The sequence below is a fragment of the Streptomyces sp. NPDC040432 genome (genome assembly GCF_055595445.1).
This window is the reverse complement of record NZ_JBVIVP010000002.1, coordinates 261,899-284,581: the sequence shown is the minus strand read 5'-3', so window position 1 is coordinate 284,581 and position 22,683 is coordinate 261,899. Positions and strand designations below refer to the sequence as shown.

The 22,683-nt window shown below is 74.2% G+C and carries 12 protein-coding genes; 5 read left to right on the top strand and 7 right to left on the bottom strand.

Annotation, left to right across the window (positions count from 1 at the left end; genetic code table 11):
• Positions 1-22: 22 nt before the first annotated feature.
• From hemG to ACZ58N_RS04920, 6 genes are all read right to left on the bottom strand, one after another.
• Complete coding sequence (gene hemG, locus ACZ58N_RS04945; RefSeq protein WP_471155693.1) at positions 23-1,402, bottom strand: protoporphyrinogen oxidase; 1,380 nt, start codon at positions 1,400-1,402, stop codon at positions 23-25.
• A gap of 61 nt (positions 1,403-1,463) precedes the next feature.
• Positions 1,464-2,654: a TIGR04053 family radical SAM/SPASM domain-containing protein gene (locus tag ACZ58N_RS04940; RefSeq protein WP_471155690.1), complete on the bottom strand. Its 1,191-nt coding sequence runs from the start codon at positions 2,652-2,654 to the stop codon at positions 1,464-1,466.
• The gene (narI, locus tag ACZ58N_RS04935; protein WP_471155687.1) at positions 2,651-3,376 is read right to left on the bottom strand and encodes a respiratory nitrate reductase subunit gamma; all 726 of its coding nucleotides are present in this window, start codon (positions 3,374-3,376) and stop codon (positions 2,651-2,653) included. The genes ACZ58N_RS04940 and narI overlap by 4 nt, the downstream gene beginning before the upstream one ends.
• Positions 3,376-4,092 carry a nitrate reductase molybdenum cofactor assembly chaperone gene (gene narJ / locus ACZ58N_RS04930; protein WP_471155685.1) on the bottom strand — a complete coding sequence of 239 codons (717 nt, stop codon included), beginning with the start codon at positions 4,090-4,092 and terminating at the stop codon, positions 3,376-3,378. Before narJ ends, narI begins: the two co-directional genes overlap by 1 nt.
• On the bottom strand, positions 4,089-5,609 hold the full coding sequence (gene narH / locus ACZ58N_RS04925) for a nitrate reductase subunit beta (protein WP_471155683.1): 1,521 nt from the start codon (positions 5,607-5,609) through the stop codon (positions 4,089-4,091). Before narH ends, narJ begins: the two co-directional genes overlap by 4 nt.
• A 5-nt stretch (positions 5,610-5,614) precedes the next feature.
• Positions 5,615-9,229 carry a nitrate reductase subunit alpha gene (locus ACZ58N_RS04920; protein ID WP_471156550.1) on the bottom strand — a complete coding sequence of 1,205 codons (3,615 nt, stop codon included), beginning with the start codon at positions 9,227-9,229 and terminating at the stop codon, positions 5,615-5,617.
• 311 nt (positions 9,230-9,540) lie between these two features.
• Here ACZ58N_RS04920 and ACZ58N_RS04915 point away from each other — a divergent pair, with 311 nt between their 5' ends.
• Positions 9,541-10,281 (top strand): YwiC-like family protein, encoded by a 741-nt coding sequence (locus ACZ58N_RS04915; RefSeq protein WP_471155680.1) that lies wholly within the window; start codon positions 9,541-9,543, stop codon positions 10,279-10,281.
• Positions 10,282-10,330: 49 nt separating this feature from the next.
• On the top strand, positions 10,331-10,969 hold the full coding sequence (locus tag ACZ58N_RS04910; protein ID WP_471155677.1) for an HD domain-containing protein: 639 nt from the start codon (positions 10,331-10,333) through the stop codon (positions 10,967-10,969).
• Between the two features lie 47 nt (positions 10,970-11,016).
• Here the strand turns inward: ACZ58N_RS04910 and ACZ58N_RS04905 are convergent, their stop codons facing one another.
• Positions 11,017-13,944, bottom strand: a complete 2,928-nt coding sequence (locus ACZ58N_RS04905) for a lysylphosphatidylglycerol synthase transmembrane domain-containing protein (protein WP_471155674.1) — start codon at positions 13,942-13,944, stop codon at positions 11,017-11,019.
• A 167-nt stretch (positions 13,945-14,111) separates the two neighbouring features.
• Here ACZ58N_RS04905 and ACZ58N_RS04900 point away from each other — a divergent pair, with 167 nt between their 5' ends.
• The 3 genes from ACZ58N_RS04900 (at position 14,112) to ACZ58N_RS04890 (ending at position 22,680) form a co-directional block, all read left to right on the top strand.
• On the top strand, positions 14,112-14,459 hold the full coding sequence (locus tag ACZ58N_RS04900; protein ID WP_471155671.1) for an MGMT family protein: 348 nt from the start codon (positions 14,112-14,114) through the stop codon (positions 14,457-14,459).
• Positions 14,460-14,747: 288 nt separating this feature from the next.
• Entirely contained in the window at positions 14,748-18,500 is a 3,753-nt protein-coding gene (locus tag ACZ58N_RS04895) for a UvrD-helicase domain-containing protein (protein WP_471156547.1), read from the top strand.
• A 43-nt stretch (positions 18,501-18,543) separates the two neighbouring features.
• Positions 18,544-22,680, top strand: coding sequence for a UvrD-helicase domain-containing protein (locus ACZ58N_RS04890; protein ID WP_471155669.1), 4,137 nt, complete (start codon positions 18,544-18,546; stop codon positions 22,678-22,680).
• Positions 22,681-22,683: the final 3 nt, after the last annotated feature.

The following is a 22,683-nucleotide window of genomic DNA, read 5'->3' as shown; positions in this document are numbered from 1 at the left end:
GCCCGTCCTCCCGGCGCCGGAGTCAGTCGTCGGCCAGGATCTCCTTCGCGGCGTTGCGGCCCGTCGCCACGCAGGCCGCGACGCCCACGCCCTCGTAGGCCGCTCCGCACACCGCGAGGCCGGGCAGCTTCCCGACGGCCTCGCGGATCCGCGTCACCCGCTCCCGGTGACCGACGCCGTACTGCGGCAGACCCCGGTCCCAGCGGGTCACGCGGGCGGCCAGGGGTTCGCCCATGGGCCCCACCGCGTGGTGGAGTTCGGCGATGGCGGTGCGCACCAGGTGCCGGTCGGGCCGGTCCAGCAGTTCGTCCTCGCCGATCCGGCCGATGGAGGCACGCAGGACGAACACCGAGGGCGCCGAGTCGTGGAGCCAGGCCCACTTGTTGGACAGGAACGAGGCGGCCTTGATCGTGTGGCCGTCCCGGGCCGGCACGAGGAACCCGTTGCCCTGCGGCAGGAAGTGGGACCGGGCCCGGGCGAAGGCCATGGTGACGACGGCCGTCGAGGCGTGGGGGATGGCCGCCAGTTCCTCCTCCGCGAGGGGGGAGTGCGGTCGCAGCAACTCGGCTGCGGCGAAGGCGGGGAGCGCGAGGATCACGGCGTCGGCGTCCATCGTCAGCGGGCCGTCGGAGGTCATCGCCTGTACGCGCCAGCCGCCGCCCGGCAGCCGGTGCAGGGAGCGGGCCGTGGTACCGGTGAGGATGCGCGCGCCGCACGCCCGTGCCACGGCCTGCGGGAAGCGGCCCGTGCCGCCGGCCACGCCCTGGACGGCCACCGCGGCCGAGCGGGGTGCCCCGGCGGCCCGCATCCGGCGCAGGGCGGGCAGCAGCGGGGCACCCTGCTCGGCGAGGGCCGCGATCCGGGGCATCGCCGCGCGCAGCGAGAGCCGGTCCGCACGGCCCGCGTAGACCCCGCCGAGCAGCGGCTCGACCAGCCGGTCGACAGCCTCCTGCCCGAGGCGGGCGCCGAGGTAGGCGCTGACGGAGCAGTCCTCGGTGAGCGGGACGGCCGGGAGGGCCTCCTCCTCAGCGACCCGTCGGACGCCCTCCGCGGAGAGCAGCCCGGTACCGGTCAGGGCGGCCGGATCGGTGGGGATGCCCATCACGTGTCCGGCGGGCAGCGGACGCAGGGCGCCGTCGGTCCAGATGGTGGTGGGGGACTGCGCCGGGTCGCGCAGCGCGTTGCCGAGCCCGACGGCCGCGGCCAGTTCCACGGCCTCGGGCCGCAGCGCCATCAGTGATTCGGCGCCCTCGTCGACGGTGATGCCGGCGATGGTGCCCGTGCGCAGCTTGCCGCCGACCCGGGCCTGTCCCTCCAGGACGGTGACGTCCGCGCGTCCGCGCAGCTGCCAGGCGGCCGCCAGCCCGCTGATGCCGCCACCGACGACGATCACTGAACGCATTGTCTTCTCCTGCGGCCGTGGACGATATGTTCCCTTTTGAAACATATGGGAGGGGTGGGGCTCAGCGCATCGTGCTTTCGGTCAGGGCCGCCACCTCGCCCGGGTACGGAAAGCTGCCCGGCTCGTACGCGCAGTACGGGTCCGCCGCCCGTACGTCCCCGGTGGCGCCGTACGCCCGCGACCGCGAGCCCCCGCACACCGCCTTGTACTCGCACGCCCCGCACCGGCCGCGCAGCAGCTCCGGATCGCGCAGCTCGGTGAACAGCCGCGACTCCCGGTAGACCGAGGCCAGCGTGCGTTCCTTGACGTTGCCGCCGGACAGCGGCAGGAAGCCGCTCGGGTGCACCTCGCCGGTGTGCGAGACGAAGACGAAGCCGCGCCCCGAGGAGACGTCCATCGGGGCCCGGCGCACGGCCCGCCGCGCGCCCTCGAAGAACCCGAGTTCGTCGGCGCGGGCGCGCAGCCGCTCGTACAGCGGGCCGAGGGCGGGGCGCTCGCCGTGCGCGTCGAGCACGGTCCGCTGGAGGGTGACCCGGCGGAAGTGGTGGCCCTCCGTCGTCTTGGTGGCCATCACCGCGCCGCAGTCGTGGAGGAAGTTCAGCACGTCCTCGATCTCGGCCGGGGTGAGCGGGTCCAGGTCCCGCGCGCGGCCGGTCGGCACCAGCAGGAAGCCGGACCACAGCATCGCGCCCTCGCGCCGGACGAGGGCCGCGATGTCGGCGAGGTCCTCCAGGCCGTCCCGCGAGACCGTCGTGTTGACCTGGACCTTCAGGCCCAGTTCGCGGGCGGCCCGCCAACCCTCCAGGGTCCGCTCGTACACGCCGGGCACGCCCCGGAAGGCGTCGTGCCGGGCGGCCGTGGAGGCGTCCAGGGACAGGGACAGGGCCACCGCGCCGGCGTTCCGGACGGCTTCGAGGTTCGCCCTGGTCAGGGTTGGGGTGCCCGAGGGGGAGACGGCGACCCGCAGCCCCAGCGAGGTCCCGTACGCGATGAGGTCGGTGAGGTCGGCGCGCTGGAACGGGTCCCCGCCGGTGATCACGAAGAGTGGGCCGGGCCGGCCGAAGGCGGCGCTCTGGTCCATCACCCGGCGGGCGTCCGCCCCGTCCAGTTCGCGCGGGTCGCGGGCCGTCACCGCCTCGGCCCGACAGTGCAGGCAGGCCAGCGGGCAGGCCCGGGTGGCCTCCCAGATGACGAGGAAGGGACGCTCGGCGACCGCGTGCCGGGGCCGCCGCACGACGGTGGGCGGCCTCATGACAGCCGCTCCCAGCCCCGCCTCTGCGGGCGGTTCGCCGTCTGCCGGGGATCGCGCCGCCGGTAGACCACGTACGGCCTGGCCAGGTACTTCAGCGGCGCGGAGAACATGTGCACCAGCCGCGAGTACGGGATCAGCGCGAACAGGGTCAGGCCGAACAGGACGTGCAGCTTGAAGACCAGCGGAGCGCCGGCCATCAACCCGTAGTCGGGGGTGAGGGCGAACAGGCTCCGGAACCAGACCGAGACGCCCTCGCGGTAGTTGTAACCGCCGGTCCCACCGGTCGAGTTGAGGAGCGTGGCGGTCAGCCCGAGGGCCATCGCCCCGAGCAGGAACGTGTACATCAGGTGGTCGCCGCGCAGGGTCGCCCGGCGGACCGCCGGGACCTTGAACCGTCGGTACACCAGGATCCCGATGCCCGCGGCGGCGGCGACGCCCGCGACGGCCCCGGTGGAGACGGCGAGGAGGTGGTAGGCGTGGTCGCTCAGCCCGAGGGCGTCGGTCCAGTCCATCGGGATGAGCAGGCCCACGACGTGGCCCACGACGACGAAGAGCATGCCGAAGTGGAAGAGCGGGGAGCCGATCCGCAGCAGCCGGGACTCGTGCGACTGCGAGGAGCGGGTGGTCCAACCGAACTGGTCGTACCGGGCCCGCCAGACGGTGCCCGCGACGAGCAGGGCGATCGAGACGTACGGCAGCACGCCCCACAGCAGGAGGTCCATCAGGCCGTCCTCCTTCCGGTGGTGGGCCAGGGGAGGTCGGCGGTCCGGCCGGGCGGGAAGCCGCCCGCGAGCACTACCGGGAAGTCGACCGGGAGGTCCTGCGGCGGGTCGATGCCCGGGCCGAACGGTTCGAGGGCCGAGCCCGCGCCCACCAGCTCCTGCGGCGGCCCGTTGCGCGCCAGCGCCTTCGCCGCCGCCCGGGTCTGCGGCGAGGTGCCGGGCAGGGTCGAGCAGACGGCCTCCAGGACCCGGGCGTACGGGGACCCGGACTCGGTGAGCGCGAGGCGCAGCAGCTCCAGCCCGGCCCGGTGCTCCTGGAGCAGCTCGGTACCGGCCTCCTCCCGCAGCGCCGCGAACTCCAGGGCCACCGGCAGGAAGTCGGGGAGCTCCTCGCCGGCGAACTCCAGTCCGAAGTCCCGGTAGATCCGCTTGAGGCGGACGAGGGACAGCCCCCGCCGGCGGGTGTCGCCGTCGGTCCACCAGGTCAGGTACAGGCAGCGCCGGTTGCGGGTGTCGAACGTGGAGGTGTACTCGGCGCACAGCTCGATCGGCCCCAGCCGTTCGGTGTGGTCGAGGAACGCTCCGAGCAGCGCGGCCGGTTCGGCGGGTGCCCCGGTGAGGGCCGCCCGGAGCCGGGGGAGCTCGTCGTGGAAGTGCTCGCCCGGGTACTGCAGGACACAGCCGGCGACCAGGCGTACCAGGCCATGGGGGTTCACGAACTCCTCCTGGTGGGACTGAGGTTGAGCATCACCCGGGGCTGCGCGGGCTCGCCCACGGGGCAGCCGGCGTCGAGCGGGTGGGTGTCGGCGAGCGCGTCCGCCTCGGGGCGGGCGGCCGTGGGGACCACGTACCGGTCCTCGATCTTGGCGATGGCCAGCAGCCGGAACATGTCCTCCATCTCGCGGCCGGTCAGCCCGACCGCGGCGGCGATGGACTCGTCCGTCGGCTCGCCGAGGTTGATCTTCCGCATGTAGGCCCGCATGGCCGCCATCCGGCGCAGCACCGCCTCGACGGCGTACGCGTCGCCCGCCGTGAGGATCGCGGCCAGGTACTCGACGGGGATGCGCAGCGCGTCGATCGCCCCGAAGAGGTTGCCCGCGTCCTCGCCGTCGCTGCCGGTGGCGGCGACCGCCTCGACCACGGGGGACAGCGGGGGGACGTACCAGACCATCGGCATGGTGCGGTACTCCGGATGGAGGGGGAGCGCGACCTGGTAGGTGGCGATCAGGTCGTACACCGGGGACTCGCGGGCCGCCTCCAGCCACTCGTCCGTGATGCCGGCCTCGCGGGCTGCCGCGGCCACGGCCGGGTCGTGCGGGTCGAGGAAGCAGTCCAACTGGGCGGGGTAGAGGTCGTGCTCGTCCTCGACGGCCGCGGCGCGCGCCACCGCGTCGGCGTCGTAGAGCATCACGCCGAGGTAGCGCATCCGGCCGACGCAGGTCTCGGAGCACACGGTGGGCATGCCAACCTCGATGCGCGGGAAGCAGAACGTGCACTTCTCGGCCTTGCCGGTGTGGTGGTTGAAGTACACCTTCTTGTACGGGCAGCCCGTCACGCACATCCGCCATCCGCGGCAGCGGTCCTGGTCGACGAGGACGATGCCGTCCTCCTCGCGCTTGTACATCGCGCCCGAGGGACAGGAGGAGACGCACGCCGGGTTCAGGCAGTGCTCGCAGATCCGCGGGAGGTAGAACATGAAGCTCTGCTCGAACTCGAAGCGGATCTTCTCGCCCACCTCGTCGCGGATCTTCTCCACCATCGGGTCCTTCGGCGCGTGCGCGGGGGCGCCGCCGAGGTTGTCGTCCCAGTTGGGGCCCCATTCGATCGTGTCGATGGGCTCGCCGGTGATCTGGGAGACGGGTCGGGCCGTGGGCATGTCGTCGCCGGCCGGGGCCTCGGTGAGGTTCTTGTACTCGTACGTCCACGGCTGGTAGTAGTCGTCGATCCCCGGGAGGTCCGGGTTCGCGAAGATCTTGCCCAGCTTGGCGAGACGCCCGCCGGCCCGCAGGCGCAGCCGCCCGGAGCGGGTGCGTTCCCAGCCGCCCTTCCACTTCCCCTGGTCCTCCCAGCGGCGCGGGTAGCCCTGGCCGGGGAGGGTTTCCACGTTGTTGAACCAGACGTACTCGGTGCCCTGCCGGTTGGTCCATGCCTGCTTGCAGGTGACCGAACAGGTGTGGCAGCCGATGCACTTGTCGAGGTTCATGACCATCGCGATCTGTGCCATGACGCGCATGCGGATCAGTACTCCACCTTCTGCTCGCGGCGGCGGATGACCGTCACCTCGTCGCGCTGGTTCCCCGTCGGGCCGAGGTAGTTGAAGGCCCAGGTCAGTTGGGCGTAGCCGCCGATCAGGTGGGTGGGCTTGAGCATCACCCGGGTCAGCGAGTTGTGGATGCCGCCGCGGCGCCCGGTCCTCTCCGTCTTCGGGACGCCGACGGTCCGCTCCTGCGCGTGGTTCATGTAGACCGTGCCGGGCGGCATCTTGTGGGAGACGATCGCGCGGGCGGTGACCACGCCGTTGCGGTTGACCGCCTCGATCCAGTCGTTGTCCGCGACACCGATCGCCTCGGCGTCCTGCGGGGACATCCACACCGTCTGACCGCCCCGGCCGAGCGTCATCATGTAGAGGTTGTCCTGGTACTGGCTGTGGATCGCCCACTTGTTGTGCGGGGTCAGGTAGCGGACGGCGACCGACTTCCCGTCGACGACGCCCAGCTCGGGCTCCCCGTACAGGGTGTGCATGTTCAGCGGCGGCTTGTAGACGGGGAGGGACTCCCCGACCTCGTGCAGCCAGTCGTGGTCGATGAAGAAGTGCTGGCGGCCGGTGAGGGTGTGCCAGGGCTTGAGGTGCTCCGTGTTCACGGTGAAGGCCGTGTAGCGCCGCCCGCCGGCCTCGGAGCCCGACCACTCGGGCGAGGTGATCACCGGGACCGGCCGCGCCTGCGTGTCCGCGAAGGTGATCCGCTTGCCCTCGGCCTCGGCGGCCAGATGGGCCATGTGCGTGCCGACCTGCTTCTCCAACGTCTCGAACCCCTGGGTCGCCAGCCTTCCGTTGGAGGTACCGGACAGGGAGAGGATCGCCTCGCAGGCCCGCCGGGCCGTGTCCAAACGCGGACGGCCGTCCGCGATCCCACCCCTGACCAGGCCGTTCTTCTCGCCGAGGTAGGTGACCTCCTCGGCGACGTCGTAGGTGATGGCCTTCGTCGTGACGCCGAGCCGGTCCACGAGCGGTCCGAGCGCGGCGAACTTCTCACCGACCGCCCCGTAGTCCCGCTCGACGACCGTCAGGTTGTACATGGTCCGACCGGGTACGGGCGGGCACTCGCCCTTCGACCAGTCCAGGGCCACCCCGCCGGGCTGGGCCATCTCGCCGCCCGCCGTGTCGTGCTGGAGCGCGGTCGCGACGAGGTCCTTGCGGACGCCGAGCCGGGGGCCGGCCAGCTCGCCGAAGCGGCGGGCGATCGCGAGGAAGGCGTCGTAGTCGGAACGGGCCTGCCAGGGCGGGTCCACGGCCGGGGTGAACGCGTGCAGGAAGGGGTGCATGTCCGTCGAGGACAGGTCGTGCTTCTCGTACCAGGTGGCCGCCGGGAGGACGACGTCCGACAGCAGCGTCGTGGACGTCATCCGGAAGTCCATGGACATCAGCAGGTCCAGCTTCCCCTCCACGTCCTCCTCCCGGTAGGTGACGTCCCTCGGCTCGCAACGCGGGCCGTCGTCGGGGAGGTTGGAATGGGTCCCCAGGAGGTGCTTGAGGAAGTACTCGTTGCCCTTGGAGCTGGAACCGAGGAGGTTGGCCCGCCACACGTTCAGCACGCGCGGCCAGTTGCGCGGGGCGTCCGGGTCCTCGCCGGCGAAGCCCAGCGTGCCGTCCTCCAGCCGGCGAACCGTTTCGGCAACCGGGTCCTCGGCCTCCGCGAGCTCCAGCGGATTGCGGTCGAAGGTCGGGTACGACGGCATCCAGCCCATGCGCGCGCTCGCCGCCAGGCAGTCCGCGCCGGTCATCCCCGCGAAGGCGCCCGAAGCGAGCGGCGACGCCAACGCCTCGGCGGGCAGGGTGTCGTAGCGCCACTGGTCGGTGTGCAGGTAGAACCAGGCCGCGCCGATCATCTGGCGCGGCGGCCGCGACCAGTCGGAGGCGGCGGCCAGAGTGGCCCAGCCCGTCACCGGACGGCACTTCTCCTGGCCGACGTAGTGCCCCCAGCCACCGCCGTTGCGGCCCTGACATCCGGTCAGGGTGAGCAGCGCCAGGAACGACCGGTAGATCGTCTCCGAGTGGAACCAGTGGTTGGTGCCGGCGCCCATCAGGATCATGCAGCGCCCGCCGGAGCGTTCGGCCGTCTCCGCGAACTCCCTTGCCACACGGGCCGCCTGGGCGGCCGGCACCGACGTCAGCGACTCCTGCCAACCGGGGGTGCCGGGCTGCGAGGCGTCCTCGTACCCGGTGGGCCACTCGCCGGGCAGGCCCGGGCGGCCGACCCCGTACTGCGCCAGCATCAGGTCGAAGACCGTGGTGACGAGGCGGCCACCGAGCCGCCGCACGGGCACCCCGCGCCGGACGGTGCCGCCCCGCTCGTCGTCCTCGAAGCGCGGCAGGACGATCTCGGCGCTCGCGCCCTCCCCGAGGAGGGACAGCCGGGGCACGGTGTCCCCGAGGTCCAGGTTCCACTCGGGCGTCTCGTTCTTCCCCCAACGGTGCCCGAGCGTACCGTTCGGCACGACGGGCTCACCGGTGACGTCGTCGACGAGAACGGTCTTCCACTCGGCGTTCCCGGTGTCCTGCCCCAGGTCGGCGGCCGTGACGAACTTGCCCGGCACCAGCCCCCGTTCGGTCTCCGTCAGCGAGACCAGGAACGGCAGGTCGGTGTACCGGCGGACGTAGTCGGTGAAGAAGGGGGTCTCCTTCTCCACGAAGAACTCCTTGAGGACGACGTGCCCCATCGCCAGGGCCAACGCCCCGTCCGTCCCGGGGTGCGGGTGCATCCACTCGTCGGCGAACTTCGTGTTGTCCGCGAAGTCCGGGGAGACGGTGACGACCTTCTGGCCCCGGTAGCGGGCCTCCGTCATCCAGTGCGCGTCCGGAGTACGGGTCACGGGGACGTTCGAGCCCCACATCATCAGGTACGCCGCGTCCCACCAGTCGCCCGACTCGGGCACGTCCGTCTGGTCGCCGAACACCTGCGGCGAGGCCACCGGGAGGTCGGCGTACCAGTCGTAGAAGCTCAACATCGGTGCCCCGATGAGGGAATGGAAACGGGCGCCCGCCGCGTGCGAGGCCATCGACATCGCGGGGATCGGCGAGAAGCCCGCGACCCGGTCCGGACCGTGCTCCGCGATGGTGTGCACGTGCGCGGCGGCTATGATCTCGGTCGCCTCCTCCCAAGTGGCCCGCACCAGACCGCCCTTGCCGCGCGCCCGCTGGTACGCTCGCCGGCGCTCCGGATCGCCCTGGACGTCCGCCCACGCAGCGACCGGGTCGCCCAGGCGCGCCTTGGCCTCGCGGTACATCTCCAGCAGCGTGCCGCGCACGAGCGGGTACCGGACCCGGGTGGGGGAGTAGGAGTACCAGGAGAACGAGGCACCGCGCGGACAGCCGCGCGGCTCGTACTCGGGGCGGTCCGGGCCGACGGACGGGTAGTCGGTCGCCTGGGTCTCCCAGGTGATGATGCCGTCCTTGACGAACACCTTCCACCGGCAGGAGCCCGTGCAGTTCACACCGTGCGTGGAGTGCACGACCTTGTCGTGGCTCCACCGGTCCCGGTAGAAGGTCTCGGCCGCGCGGCCGCCCGTCCGGTGCACCGTGCGCAGGTCGTCGGACACCTCGGCGCGGGTGAAGAAACTGCCCGCCCTGATCAGCGACTCGACGGCGTCCGGCTGCGGCCGGTCCTCCGGACGGCCCTGGCTCTCCGGACGCCCCCGGCGGCTCTTCTGACGCTCGTGCACAACGACCCTCCAGGGCGGGAAACGGGACGGAACGGACCCCGGAACGACGCTACGCCCGCCGCGCACGCGAACCCGGTGACAAAGGTCCCGTCCACCCGTGACCTCCTTCCGCACTTTCGCGGGCCGAGCGGGTCCACCCTGGAGGGGACCCCAACCGCGCGGGGTCATGGGCGAATCGCGCCGTGGGCGTGCCGGTCGGGGCGCGGCAACAGGAGGAGGCCCGGATGCCGGCAGCCGTCGGGTACCGCTGGATCCCCGATCAGCACGGGGCGTGGGCGATGCTGGCCGTGCCCTTCCTCGCGGGCACCTTCCTCTCGCCCCGGCCCGGACCGGAACACCTCCTGCTCCTCGCCGCCTGGCTGCTCGGGTACGCCGCCGTCTTCCACGCCCAGCAGTGGCTGCGGCTGTGGGCGCGCGGCCTGCGCTCGGCCGCCCGGCACGGCCGGCCGGCCGTGGTCCTCGGCGCCGCGGCCGGGACGGCGGCCCTGCCGCCGGTGCTCCTGAACCCCTGGCTGCTGATCGCGGGCGCGGCGGCGGCGCCCTTCGTCGCGGTGAACACCCGGTACGCGGTGCGGGGCCGGGAACGGGCCCTGGTCAACGGCCTCGTCGCGGTGGTCCCGGCCTGCGGCATGCTGCTCGTCGCGGCCCGACTCGGCGGCGCGGCCCCCGCGACCACCTGGCGCCCCGCCCTGGCCTGCCTGCTCTACTTCGCGGGGACCGTGCCGTACGTGAAGACGATGATCCGCGAGCGCCGCTCCCGGGCGTACCGGCGCGGCTCGATCGCCTACCACGCGGTGGCCCTGGCCGCGGCGAGCGCCCTGTCCGCCTGGCTGGCCCCGACCTTCACCGCCTGCCTCGTCCGCGCGGCCGTGCTCCCGGGCCGCGGTCTGCGGCCCCCACTGGTCGGCGCGGTCGAACTCACCCTCTCGGCGGCCCTCCTGACCACCCTGCTCCTGGCGTTCTGAGGCGTGCGCGTCCGTCGCGCCCCGGCGGCCGGAGTCCTATCCTGCCCCGATGCCCTCAGCCGACGCCCTCTCCCGCGCCCTGGAATCCGACGCCGAGCCCGCCCTGAGGCCGCTGCCGCCGGTGGTGGCCGAACTGCTGCGCTCCCTCGACGCCCCTCCCCGGCTCGCCGCCCACCTGAGGGCCGTCCACGACGTGGCGTGGCAGCTCACCGAATGGGTCGGCGACCGGTGCCCGGGCCTCGCCTTCGACCGGGAGGCCGTGCTCTTCGGGGCCGCCACCCACGACATCGGCAAGACCCTGCACCCGGAGGAACTGTCCGGACCGGGCTCGGCCCACGAGGAGGCCGGCCGGATCCTGCTGATGGAACGCGGCTTCCCCGCCGAACTCGCCCGGTTCGCCGGTACCCACGCCTCCTGGACGGGGCCCGGCGTGCTGACGGAGGACCTCCTGGTCAGCACCGCCGACAAGGTGTGGAAGGACAAGCGGGTCCCGGAGCTGGAGGACCTCCTCGTCAGCCGGCTCAGCGGGGCGACCGGGCGGCCCCCGTGGGAGGAGTACCTCGCGCTCGACACCCGGCTCGAACGGATCGGTGCGGGGGCCGGCCCGAGGCTCGCGTTCCAGGCGGCCTTCCCCCTCCGAGCCGGCCACGCGGCCGGGCCCGAGCGGGGCCCCGAGTCCGGGCGATGAGGCGATCCGGGGAACCGGCCCGGAACCCCGGGTCCCCGGATCGCTCCCTAGATCGCTTCCTTGCGGGTCAGGAAGTTGAACGAGATCCAGCCCGGCAGGACCGGCAGCCAGAAGGTCATCGTGCGGAACAGCAGCACGGCCGAGATGGCGATGTCCCGGTCCAGGCCGGCCGCGACCAGGCCGACCACGAGCGCGGCCTCCACCGCGCCGATGCCACCCGGCGTCGGCGCCGCCGAGCCCAGGGCGTTGCCGGCGAGGAAGACCACGGCGATGCTCGCGTAACTGATGTCCTCGCCGCCCCCGACGGCCCGGATCGAGGCGTCCAGGCACAGGACGAAGCAGCCCGTCAGCAGCAGCATGCCGCCGATGCCGGTGAGGAGCTTCTGCGGTCGCTGGAGGATGTCGAGCATGCGCGGGACGACACCCGCGAACAGGGCCCGTACCCGCGTCACGACGAACTTCCGCAGGAACGGCACCGCCGTCACGACCAGTACGAGGACCGCCACCGTCAGCAGACCCGCGATGACCGCCCGGGACGGCGTCATCTCCGGGGTCTTCTCGGTGCCCGTCAGGTAGCCGAACGCCAGCAGCAGCAGGATGTGGCTGGCCAGGCCGAACAGCTGTGAGGCGCCGACGCTCGCGACCGCCAGGCCCGGCCGGATCCCGGCCCGTTGGAGGAAGCGGGTGTTCAGCGCGACACCACCGATCGCGGCCGGTGCCACCAGCTTCACGAAGGAGCCCGCCACCTGGGCGACCACCGTCCGCAGGAAGGACACCCGCTCGGGCACGAAGCCCAGCAGGCTCATCGCGGCGGCGAAGTAGCTGAGCACAGAGAAGGCCAGCGCCGCCCCGACCCAGCCCCACTCGGCGTTCGCGATGATCGTCCCGAGTTGCAGGTCGGCGATCTGCGACAGCAGGAAGTACGCCGCGAAGGCCGCCGCGATGAACGACACCAGCGTGCGCGGCCTGATCCGTTCCAGCCGGGCCGGCTCCACCGGCGCCTGCGGACGGATGAGCAGCACCTGCCGGCGGATCTGGCTGAGGAGGTCCTCCTCCCGCGCCTCCTCCATGGCGTCGTCCAGCGCCCGCTTCTCCGCCTTGCGCTCGGCCGCCGGGCTGGTCGACGAGGCCGCCTGCTCGGCGTCCGCCTCGCGCTCCGCCTTCGCGATCCGCGAGGACTCCAGTACGGCTTCCCGCTCCCGGGCCGCCCGTTCCCGCGCGAGCCTGCGCAGCGTCGAGCGGGTGGAGCGGCTCAGCGCGATCGGCTGGAGCAGCGGCAGACAGTCGGCCACCGCGTCGGGCCCGAGCACCGAGACCGCAGAGGCCACCGACCGCTCCGGACCGACCCGCAGGCCCAACGTCGTCAGCAGCTGCGCGATGTCCATGCGCAGCACCAGGTCACCGGCGGCGATCTCGCCGCCGCGCAGGTCGGTGAGGATGACCTTGCCGGAACGATCCACCACCAGGGCGTCCCCGGTGAGCCTGCGGTGCGCGATGCGCCGCGACTGGAGGGCCCGTACCTGCTCCCACGCGTTGCGGGACAGTTCGTCGGTGATCTCCTCGTCGGCCAGCGCGTCCAGGTTCCGCCCGCCCAGGTGCTCGTACACGAGCATCACGGCGTCCGGACCCAGCTCGGAGGTGGCGATCAGCTTCTGCGCGTTCGCCCCGGCCGCGATGGCCGCGTAGGCGAGCAGGGCCTCCTGCTCCAGGGCCTGGCGCAACGACTGGATGCTGCGTCGCGTGGTGATCCCGCGCAGGGTCAGCCGCCGCCACACCCGGTAGAAGAACCCCTGGGCCTGCTGCTCGCGGTCGACGACGGTGACGTCCAGCGCGGGCCCGTCCTCCAGGGTGACGTGGTAGCGCCGCCCCCGGTCCCCGACCTCGGCGCCGTCCCCGTCGGGTGCCTCCGCGCGCATCGCGCTGACCGGCTGGAAGCCGACCCGGCGCAGTCCGGCGAGGAGGTTCTGCCCGGTCGGCCGCACGTTCGGCGAGCCGACCGCGTACAGGGTGCCGTACGCGACGCTCCAGCCGATCAGCACCGTCAGGATGATCGAGAAGGGTGTGGTGTAGCCGCTGACCAGCATCGCGAAGGCGTCCAGCAGCAGCACCACCCACAGCGCGACCCGCCATCGGGGCCGCCGCGTCATCCCGACCGCCGTCATGTACGCGATCACGGGCGCGAGGTAGCCGTGCACCGGATCGGTGAGCGCCCCGGCGACCCCGGTGGGCCGGGTGAGGGCGTCCTGGACGGTGGCGGAGGCCGCCTGGGAGACCCACAGGTCGGTGGCGAGGGTGACGCCGTGCGCGAGGACCGCGGCGAGGACGCCGTCGGCGATGCGCAGTCCGTCGCGTTTGATCAGGCGCTCGATGGCGAACGCCACCGGGACCAGCAGCACCGCGATCGAGGACACCAGGCCCGCGACCTTGATCAACAGGTCGGGCGCCTGACCGGTGCCCTTGGTGATGTCCTGCTCCAGGCCCGCGGTGGTGGCGTGGGCGAAGGCGGCGATGGCCAGGACGACGGCGATGCCGAGGACGCCCGCCAGGAGCCGTACGAGGTCGGAGGGCCGGTGCACGCGGGCGGCGAGCAACGGCTCGTCCACCTCGACGCGGTCGGCGGCCGTGGGGTGGTGACCGGGAGGGTCGTCGGGGTGCGCGTCGTCGGACCGGGTGTCGTCGGACCGGGTCCCGTCCTGCCGGGCATCGGGTCGGGCGTCGTCGGTCCGGGCTTCGGGGCCGGCGGGGTGTGCGGCACCGCCCGAGCCCGTCGCCGCCGCGTCGGTTCCGGCGTCCGCGCCCGCGTCGGGGCGTGCCTCGGCGAGGGCGGCGGTGTCCGGGCCGGTGTCCGGTCCGGGGCCGCGGCCTCTGCCCGCCTCCCCGCCGTCACCGGCGCGGCCGCCCCGACGACGGCCCTTGCCACGGCCCTTGCGGCCGCCCCGGCCCGCGCCCGGCGTACTGCCGTCCGGAGGGCTCACACCCTGCTCCTTCGCCGTCACATCCGTCTCTTCTTGATCACGTATCACCAGTCACCGCCCGGAAGATGGTGGCACGGACCGACGGTCGGCCGGGGCAGCAGGGTGCGCGCCGGTATGGAACCGAAGCTTCCGTCCGGATGTCGGTGGCATCGGGCAGCATGTGCCGGATGAGCGAAGAGCTGCCCGCCCACGCGGAGCGGGTGCTGGAAGCGGCCGAGCGGATTCCGCCCGGCCGGGTGATGACGTACGGCGACGTCGCGGAGTGGATCGACGAGGGCGGACCCCGGCAAGTCGGCCGCGTCATGGCCCTGTACGGAGGAGCCGTCCCCTGGTGGCGGGTCGTACGGGCGGACGGCCGCCCCCTGCCCGGCAGCGAGCGGCGGGCCCTGGAGCACTACCGGGCCGAGGGCACTCCGCTGCGCGAGACCGCCTCCGGCGAACCGCGACTGGACATGAGGCGGGCCCGCTGGGACGGCGGTGACGAACGGGACGGAGGCGACGAGGCTCACACCTGACAGCTTCGGCCATGCGGAGCGGCGGCGGGCGGTCGAAGGCCCGTACGGGGGACGACATCGGAGCCCTCCGGGGCGACGTCCCACCCCCCGACGGGGGACTGCGGCAGCCGGCGCGATTGGCGTAGCGTGGCCCCTTCGGCGCACGCGACGGGTCCGGCCGACGCAGTTCCCGTCGCCGCCGTCACCACCGCAGCAACCGCAGACCCACCAGGACCGGCACCTCACGTGATCACCTCTTCCTCCGGCCGCTCAGAGCGGCGTACGCGGGCTGCCGACGCGTACCGCCTGGTGCGCACCGGGCCGGAGCGGGTGGCTCCCCCTGTGCTGGACGCAGACCAACGCGCGGTGGTTGATCACACCGACGGACCGCTCCTGGTCCTCGCCGGACCGGGCACCGGCAAGACCACCACCCTCGTCGAGGCCGCCGCCGCCCGCGTCGAGGCCGGGACCGACCCCGCCCGCATCCTGATCCTCACCTTCAGCCGCAAGGCCGCCGTGGAACTGCGCGACCGGGCCGCCCTGCGCCTCGGCGGAGCCCGCGCCCCGCAGGCCACCACCTTCCACTCGTTCTGCTACGGACTCGTCCGGGCCCACCAGGACCACGAACTCTTCGCCGACCCGCTGCGGCTGCTGTCCGGACCCGAGCAGGACGTCATGGTCCGCACCCTGCTGGAGGGCCAGCGCCGGCACCGCTCCATCCGCTGGCCCGACGACCTGCGGGCCGCGCTGACGACCCGAGGCTTCGCCGACGAGGTCCGCGCCGTCCTGGCCCGCGCCCGCGAGCTCGGCCTCGGCCCGGCCGCGCTCGACTCGTTCGCCACCCGGCTCGGACGCCCCGACTGGAAGGCCGCCGCGGCCTTCCTCTCCGAGTACCTCGACGTCCTCGACCTCCAGGGCGCCCTCGACTACGCCGAACTCCTGCACCGGGCCGTCCTGCTCGCCGAGGGCACCCCCGCCCTCGCCTCCGCGTACGACGTGATCCTCGTCGACGAGTACCAGGACACCGACGCCTCCCAGCTGCGACTGCTGCGCGCCCTGAACGGCCCCGGCGGCACGCTCGTCGCCTTCGGCGACCCCGACCAGTCGATCTACGCCTTCCGCGGCGCCGACATCAACAACGTCCTGGACTTCGAGTCCGCCTTCCCCGGCGCGGCCGTGCGGGCCCTCACCGTCGGCCGCCGCTCGGGCTCCGCGCTGCTCGCCGCCACCCGGCTGCTGACCACCCGCATGCCCGTGCCGCGCCTTCCGTCCGCGGCCGTCAAGGCCCACCGGGCGCTCCGGCCGGTGCGGGAGGGCGGCGGCGTCGAGGTGTACACCTACCCGACGGCCGGGTCCGAGCTCGACAACATCGCCGACGTCCTGCGCCGCGCCCACCTGGAGGACGGGGTGCCCTGGCAGGACATGGCCGTCCTCGTCCGCTCCGGAGGCCGCACCCTCCCGGCGATGCGCCGCGCGCTCGTCACGGCGGGCGTCCCGGCCGAGACGGACGCCTCCGCCACCGCACTGCGCCACGAACCGGCCGTCGCCCCCCTCCTGACGGCCCTGCGCCTCGCCGCCACGGCGGCCACGATGCCGACCCCGCCCCCCGGTTCGGGCTCCGACCCGACCGGCTCCGCCGACGGCTCGGTCGCGGGAGGGGCGTCGGCGGGGCACCCGGCCGCCACCGACGGCCCCGCTTCCGACCCGACCGGCCCCACCGGAGCCCCGGGCGGGCCGAAGGCCGCCACCGCCGGCTCGGCCGCGGAAGCGGCGTCCGAAGGGGCTCCGTCCGGCACCGTCGAGCCCGGCTCCGCTTCGGTGACCGGTGCCGTCGACGGCTCGGCTGCGGAAGCGGCGTCCGACGAGGCCCCGGCCGACCCGGTCTCGGGCCCGGTGACCGGCTCGGTCGACGGCGCCGAGCGCGCCGGGGGCGGCGCCGGAATCGCGGCCTCCGACACGGCGACGGATACCGGGCCGGACGCCGACGCCGACGCCGACGCCGACGTGGACGGTGACGCGGACACCGACGCCGACGCCGACGCCGACGCCGACGCCGACGTGGACGGTGACGCGGACACCGACGCCGACGCCGACGTGGACAGTGACGCCCATGCGGACGCGGGCGCCGACGCCGACGGCCACAGCGGTGACGGACCGGTGGTCGTCGGGGGCGAGGGCTGGGTCGGTGTCGAGGACGCGCTCACGCTGCTCGGGTCGCCGCTCGGCGGGATGGACGCCGCCGACCTGCGCCGGCTCGGCCGGGCACTGCGCGACGAGGAACGGGCCGCCGGGGTCACCGCCCCCGCGCCCTCCGACGTCCTGCTGGCCCGCGCCCTCGCCGAACCCGAGCGGCTCACCGCCCACGACCCCGCCTACGCCCGCGGAGCGCAGCGCCTCGGCCTGCTCCTGCGCAAGGCCCGCGAACTCCTCCAGGGCGGCGGCACCGCCGAAGAGGCCCTGTGGGCACTCTGGGACGGCACCCCCTGGCCGCAACGCCTCGAACGCGGCGCCCGCCGCGGCGGAGCCGCCGGCCGCAACGCCGACCGCGACCTCGACGCCGTCTGCGCCCTCTTCGACAACGCCGCCCGCGCGGAAGAACGTACGGGCGGCCGCGGCGCGCTCAACTTCCTCGAACAGCTCGAAGCCGAGGACATCGCCGCCGACACCCTCACCACCCGGGCCGTCCGCCGCGACGCCGTCACCCTGATGACCGCCCACCGCTCCAAGGGCCTCGAATGGGGCCTCGTCGTCATCGCCGGGGTCCAGGAAGGGCTCTGGCCCGACCTGCGCCGCCGCGGCTCCCTCCTCGAAGCCGACCGGATCGGCCGCGACGGCCTCGCCGAACCCCTCACCCCCGGCGCGCTCCTCGCAGAGGAACGGCGGCTCTTCTACGTCGCCGCCACCCGTGCCCGCCACCGCCTCGTCGTCACCGCGGTCAAGGCCCCCGCCGAGGACGGCGACCAGCCCTCCCGCTTCCTCACCGAACTCGGCGTCACCCCCAAGGACGTCACCGGACGGCCCCGCCGACCCCTCGCCGTACCCGCCCTCGTCGCCGAGCTGCGCGCCACCACCGTCGACCCCGACGCCTCCGAGGCCCTGCGCGACGCCGCCGCCCGCCGGCTCGCCCGCCTCGCCGCGCTCACCGACGACGACGACCGCCCCTTGGTCCCCGCCGCGCACCCGCAGCGCTGGTGGGGCCTGTACGAACCCACCGTCAGCACCGTCCCGCTCCGCGACCGGGACCGGCCCGTCGCCCTCTCCGGCAGCGCCCTGGACCAGCTCGCCAACACCTGCTCCCTCCAGTGGTTCCTGGGCCGCGAGGTCAAGGCCGACGCGCCCTCCACCGCCGCCCAGGGCTTCGGCAACGTCGTCCACGTCCTGGCCGACGAGGTCGCCTCCGGCCGCACCCCCGCCGACCTCGCCGTGCTGATGGAACGCCTCGACTCCGTCTGGGACGCCCTCGCCTTCGACGCCCCCTGGAAGTCCCGCCAGGAGAAGGACAACGCCCGCGCCGCCCTGGAACGCTTCCTGCGCTGGCACACCACCGACCGCGGTGGCCGCGCCTCCGTCGCCACCGAGCACGACTTCGACGTCACCCTCGACGCGGGCGAGTACGCCGTGCGGATCCGCGGTTCCATGGACCGCGTCGAGGCCGACCCGCAGGGCCGCGCGTACGTCGTCGACTTCAAGACCGGCAAGGCCACCCCGACCAAGGACGAGGTCGCCCGCCACCCCCAGCTCGCCGTCTACCAGCTCGCCGTACGCGAGGGCGCCGTCGACGAGGTCTTCGACGGCCTGCGCCCCGAACCCGGCGGCGCCGAACTCGTCCAGCTGCGCCAGGGCGCCGCCAAGAAGGACGGCGGCGACGAGATCCCGAAGGTCCAGGCGCAGCAGCCCCTCCACGACGGAACCTCCGGCGAGTGGGTCGGTGACCTCCTGGCCACCGCCGCCGGCCGGGTCCTCGACGAACGCTTCGCCCCCGCCACCGGCGAACATTGCGCCCGCTGCTCCTTCCGCAGCGCGTGCAGCGCCCGCCCCGAGGGCCGCCAGACCGTGGAATGAGACGGCGGCGAGGAGTGTCGGTGCGGGCGGCTAGCCTTTTGAGGTGACCGCGTACGAGTCCGGGCGCACCCCCGTCCTCACCGATCCCGAGCAGCTCAAGGAGCTCCTCGGGATCCCGTTCACGCCCGAACAGATGGCCTGCGTCACCGCCCCGCCCGCCCCCCAGGTCGTCGTGGCGGGCGCCGGCTCGGGCAAGACCACCGTGATGGCCGCCCGCGTCGTGTGGCTCGTCGGGACGGGGGCCGTCGCCCCCGAACAGGTCCTCGGGCTCACCTTCACCAACAAGGCCGCCGGCGAACTCGCCGAACGCGTCCGCAAGGCCCTCGCCCGCGCCGGCATCAGCGACCCCGACCCCTCCCCGGCCGACGTGGAGGCCGGCACGGCGGGCGGCGAGCCCCGGATCTCCACCTACCACGCCTTCGCCGGGCAACTCCTCAAGGACCACGGCCTGCGCATCGGTCTGGAACCCAGCGCACGCCTCCTGGCCGACGCCACCCGCTTCCAGCTCGCCGCGAAGGTGCTCCGCGAGGCCCCCGGCCCGTACCCGGCCCTCACCAAATCCCTCCCCGACCTCGTCGGGGACCTCCTCGCGCTCGACGGGGAACTCTCCGAGCACCTCGTGGAGCCCGCCCGGCTCCGCGCGTACGACACCGCCCTCCTCGCCGAACTGGCCGACACCCGCCTCGGCAACGAGGACCTCCGCAAGGTCCCCGAGGCCGTCCGGGGCCGCCTCGAACTCCTGGAGCTCGTCTCCCGCTACCGGGTCGCCAAACGCTCCCGCGACCTCTTCGACTTCGGCGACCAGATAGCCCTCTCCGCGCAGCTCGCCACCACCCGGCCCGAGGTCGGCGCGCTGCTGCGCGAGGAGTTCCGGGTCGTCCTCCTCGACGAGTACCAGGACACCTCCGTCGCCCAGCGACTGCTGCTGTCCGGGCTCTTCGGCGGCGGCACCGGACACGCCGTGACCGCCGTCGGCGACCCCTGCCAGGCCATCTACGGCTGGCGCGGAGCCTCCGTCGCCAACCTCGACGACTTCCCCGAGCACTTCCCGCACGCCGACGGCACCCCCGCGACCCGCCTCTCGCTCAGCGAGAACCGGCGCAGCGGCGGCCGCCTGCTCGAACTGGCCAACGGCCTCGCCGGCCCGCTGCGCGCCATGCACGAAGGGGTCGAGGCGCTGCGCCCCGCGCCCGGCGCCGAACGCGACGGCTCGGTCCGCTGCGCCCTGCTGGAGACCCACGCCGAGGAACTGGAGTGGCTCGGCGACTCCGTCGCCCACCTGGTGCGCACCGGCAAGGAACCCGGCGACATCGCCGTGCTGTGCCGTTCCGCCGCCGACTTCGCGCGGATCCAGGCCGTCCTGGTGGCCCGTGACGTACCGGTGGAGGTCGTCGGCCTGTCCGGGTTGCTGCACCTGCCGGAGGTCGCCGACCTGGTCTCCGTGTGCGAGGTGCTCCAGGACCCCGGCGCCAACGCCGCCCTCGTCCGGCTCCTCGTCGGCCCGCGCTGGCGGATCGGCCCCCGCGACCTGGCGCTCCTCGGGCGCCGCGCCCGGCAACTCGTCGCCCGCCCGTCCGGTCCCGACGCCGGACCCGACGGGAGGCTCGCCGCCGCCGTCGAAGGCGTCGACCCGGCGGAGATCGTCTCCCTCGCCGACGCCCTGGAGACCTTCCTCGACGGTGCCGGCCGGACCCCCGACGAACTCCCCTTCTCCGCCGCCGCCCGGGTCCGGTTCGCGCACCTCGCCCAGGAACTGCGCGACCTGCGGCGCTCCCTCGCCGACCCGCTGATGGACGTACTGCACCGGGTGCTGGCCACGACCGGGCTCGACGTCGAGCTGTCCGCGTCCCCGCACGCGCTGGCGGCCCGCCGCCGCGAGACCCTCTCCCACTTCATGGACGTCGCCGCCGGCTTCGCCGCCCTCGACGGCGAGGCCACCCTGCTCGCCTTCCTCGGCTTCCTGCGCACCGCCGCCCAGTACGAGAAGGGCCTCGACCACGGGCTGCCGGGCGGGGAGAACACCGTCAAGGTGCTCACGGCCCACAAGTCCAAGGGCCTGGAATGGGACGTGGTCGTCGTCCCCGACCTGTGCGCCGGCTCCTTCCCGAAGGAGAAGCCGCCGGAGGCCTGGACCTCCTACGCGAAGGTCCTCCCGTACGGCCTGCGCGGTGACACCGCGACCCTGCCCGACGACCCCGCCTGGACCTCGGCCGGCCTGAAGTCCTTCAAGGCCGCCCTCAAGGAACACAAGGCCGTCGAGGAACTCCGCCTGGGCTACGTGACCTTCACCCGCCCCCGGTCGCTGCTGATCGCCTCCGGCCACTGGTGGGGGCCGACCCAGAAGCGCCGTCGCGGGCCCTCCGATTTCCTGACCGCCCTGCACGACCACTGCACGGCCGGCTTCGGCGAGATCGAGGCCTGGGCCGAGGAGCCCGCCCCGGACGCCGAGAACCCGGCCCTGGCGGCGGAATCCGCCCCCGAGCACTCCTGGCCCCTGCCCCTCGACCCCGACTCGCTGGCCCTGCGCCGACGGGCCGCCGCCCTCGTCGAGTCCCACCTGGCACACCGCCCCGAGCGGCACGCCCCCACCCCGACCCCCGACCCCTACCTCTGGCCCCCGCACTGCGAGGACCCCACCGACGAAACCCCCTGGCCGGACGACCCGTGGGCGCCGGACCCCTGGACCGAGGACCCCGCGCCGCCCGGCCCCGCCACGCCGCGACCGCCGTCGGCCGCCCCCGAAGCGGACGAGCCCGCGCTGCCCGCTGCCCGCGCCGCCGCCCCGTACCCACCGTCGGACGACCTGTGGGCGGGCGACCTGGCGCTGCCCGCTGCCCGCGCCGGCGCCCCGTACGCGCCGTCGGCCGCCCCAGATGCGGACGACGCCGCGCCGAGCGCCCCGCGCACCGGTGCGCCCGGACTGCCGGCGGACGACACCGAGCTGCCCGCTTCCCGCGCCGGCGCGCCGGACCCGCTGCCTGACGACCTGTGGGCGGGCGAGCCCACGCTGCCCGCTTCCCGCGCCGGCGCGCGCGGGCCGCAGGCGGACGCCCCGGGGGAGCAGGTGCCCGCAGTACCCGCCCCCGGCGCCCCGGACCCGTTGTCGGACGACCCGTGGGCGGGCGAAGCAGCCGTACCCGGTCCCCGCGCGCGGGGGCCGGAACCGCGACCGGACAACCCCTCGGCCGGGGGGCCCGACCTCCCGTCGGAAGACACCTGGGCCGGCGAGCCCGCCGCCGAGGTCGGCGAGCACGACCCCTGGGACGGTGCGCGGGCGGCGCAGCCTGCCCGCCCCCGCCCGGCGCGACCGGACCACAACGGCCTCCGCCCGGCGGCGCCGGACCGGACGCCCGGCCCGGGCCACGACGACCCCTGGGCCACGGAGCCCTGGGCGGCGGCAGCGGCCGCCGGTCCGGGAGCCTCCGCCGGATCCCACCCCACGGCCGGCCGGGCCACCGTCACGCCCGAGGAGGCCCGAGCCATCGCCTCCTGGGACCGTGACCTCGACGCGCTGGAGGGCGAGCTCCGCCGCGCCCGCGCAGCCGTCCGTGACGTCGAATTGCCGTCCGCCCTCTCCGCGAGCCAGCTCCTGCGCCTCGCCGCCGACGAGCAGGGCTTCGTACGCGACCTCGCACGCCCCATGCCCAAACCCCCGCAGCCCGCCGCGCGTCAGGGCACCCGTTTCCACGCCTGGGTCGAGTCCCGCTTCGACGAGCTGCCGCTCCCTCACCTCGACCTCCTCGACCCCGTCGCCGAGCTGCCCGGCTCCGACCAGGAGATCGCCGACGAGGCCGACCTCGACTCCCTCAAGGCGGCCTTCGAGCGCAGCGAGTACGCCGAGCGCACCCCGTACCGGATGGAGGCCCCCGTCCAGCTCACCCTCGCCGGCCGGGTCATCCGGGGCCGCATCGACGCCGTTTACCGCAACCCCGACGGCTCGTACGAGGTCGTCGACTGGAAGACCGGCCGCACCACCCAGGCCGATCCCCTCCAGCTCGCCGTGTACCGACTGGCCTGGGCGGAAGCCACCGGCACCCCCCTCGACCGGGTCGGCGCCGCCTTCCTGCACGTCCGCAGCGGCCGCGTGATACGCCCCCGCGACCTGCCCGACCGGGCCCGCCTTGAGCGGATCCTCCAAGGCAAAACGGGCACGGACGGTGACCCTCGGGCGGAAGGCTAGGCT

Coding starts and splice junctions, on each gene's coding strand:
- hemG (WP_471155693.1), bottom strand. CDS start 1,402: ATGCGTTCAGTGATCGTCGTCGGTGGCGGCATCAGCGGGCTGGCGGCC.
- ACZ58N_RS04940 (WP_471155690.1), bottom strand. CDS start 2,654: ATGAGGCCGCCCACCGTCGTGCGGCGGCCCCGGCACGCGGTCGCCGAG.
- narI (WP_471155687.1), bottom strand. CDS start 3,376: ATGGACCTCCTGCTGTGGGGCGTGCTGCCGTACGTCTCGATCGCCCTG.
- narH (WP_471155683.1), bottom strand. CDS start 5,609: ATGCGCGTCATGGCACAGATCGCGATGGTCATGAACCTCGACAAGTGC.
- ACZ58N_RS04915 (WP_471155680.1), top strand. CDS start 9,541: ATGCCGGCAGCCGTCGGGTACCGCTGGATCCCCGATCAGCACGGGGCG.
- ACZ58N_RS04910 (WP_471155677.1), top strand. CDS start 10,331: ATGCCCTCAGCCGACGCCCTCTCCCGCGCCCTGGAATCCGACGCCGAG.
- ACZ58N_RS04900 (WP_471155671.1), top strand. CDS start 14,112: ATGAGCGAAGAGCTGCCCGCCCACGCGGAGCGGGTGCTGGAAGCGGCC.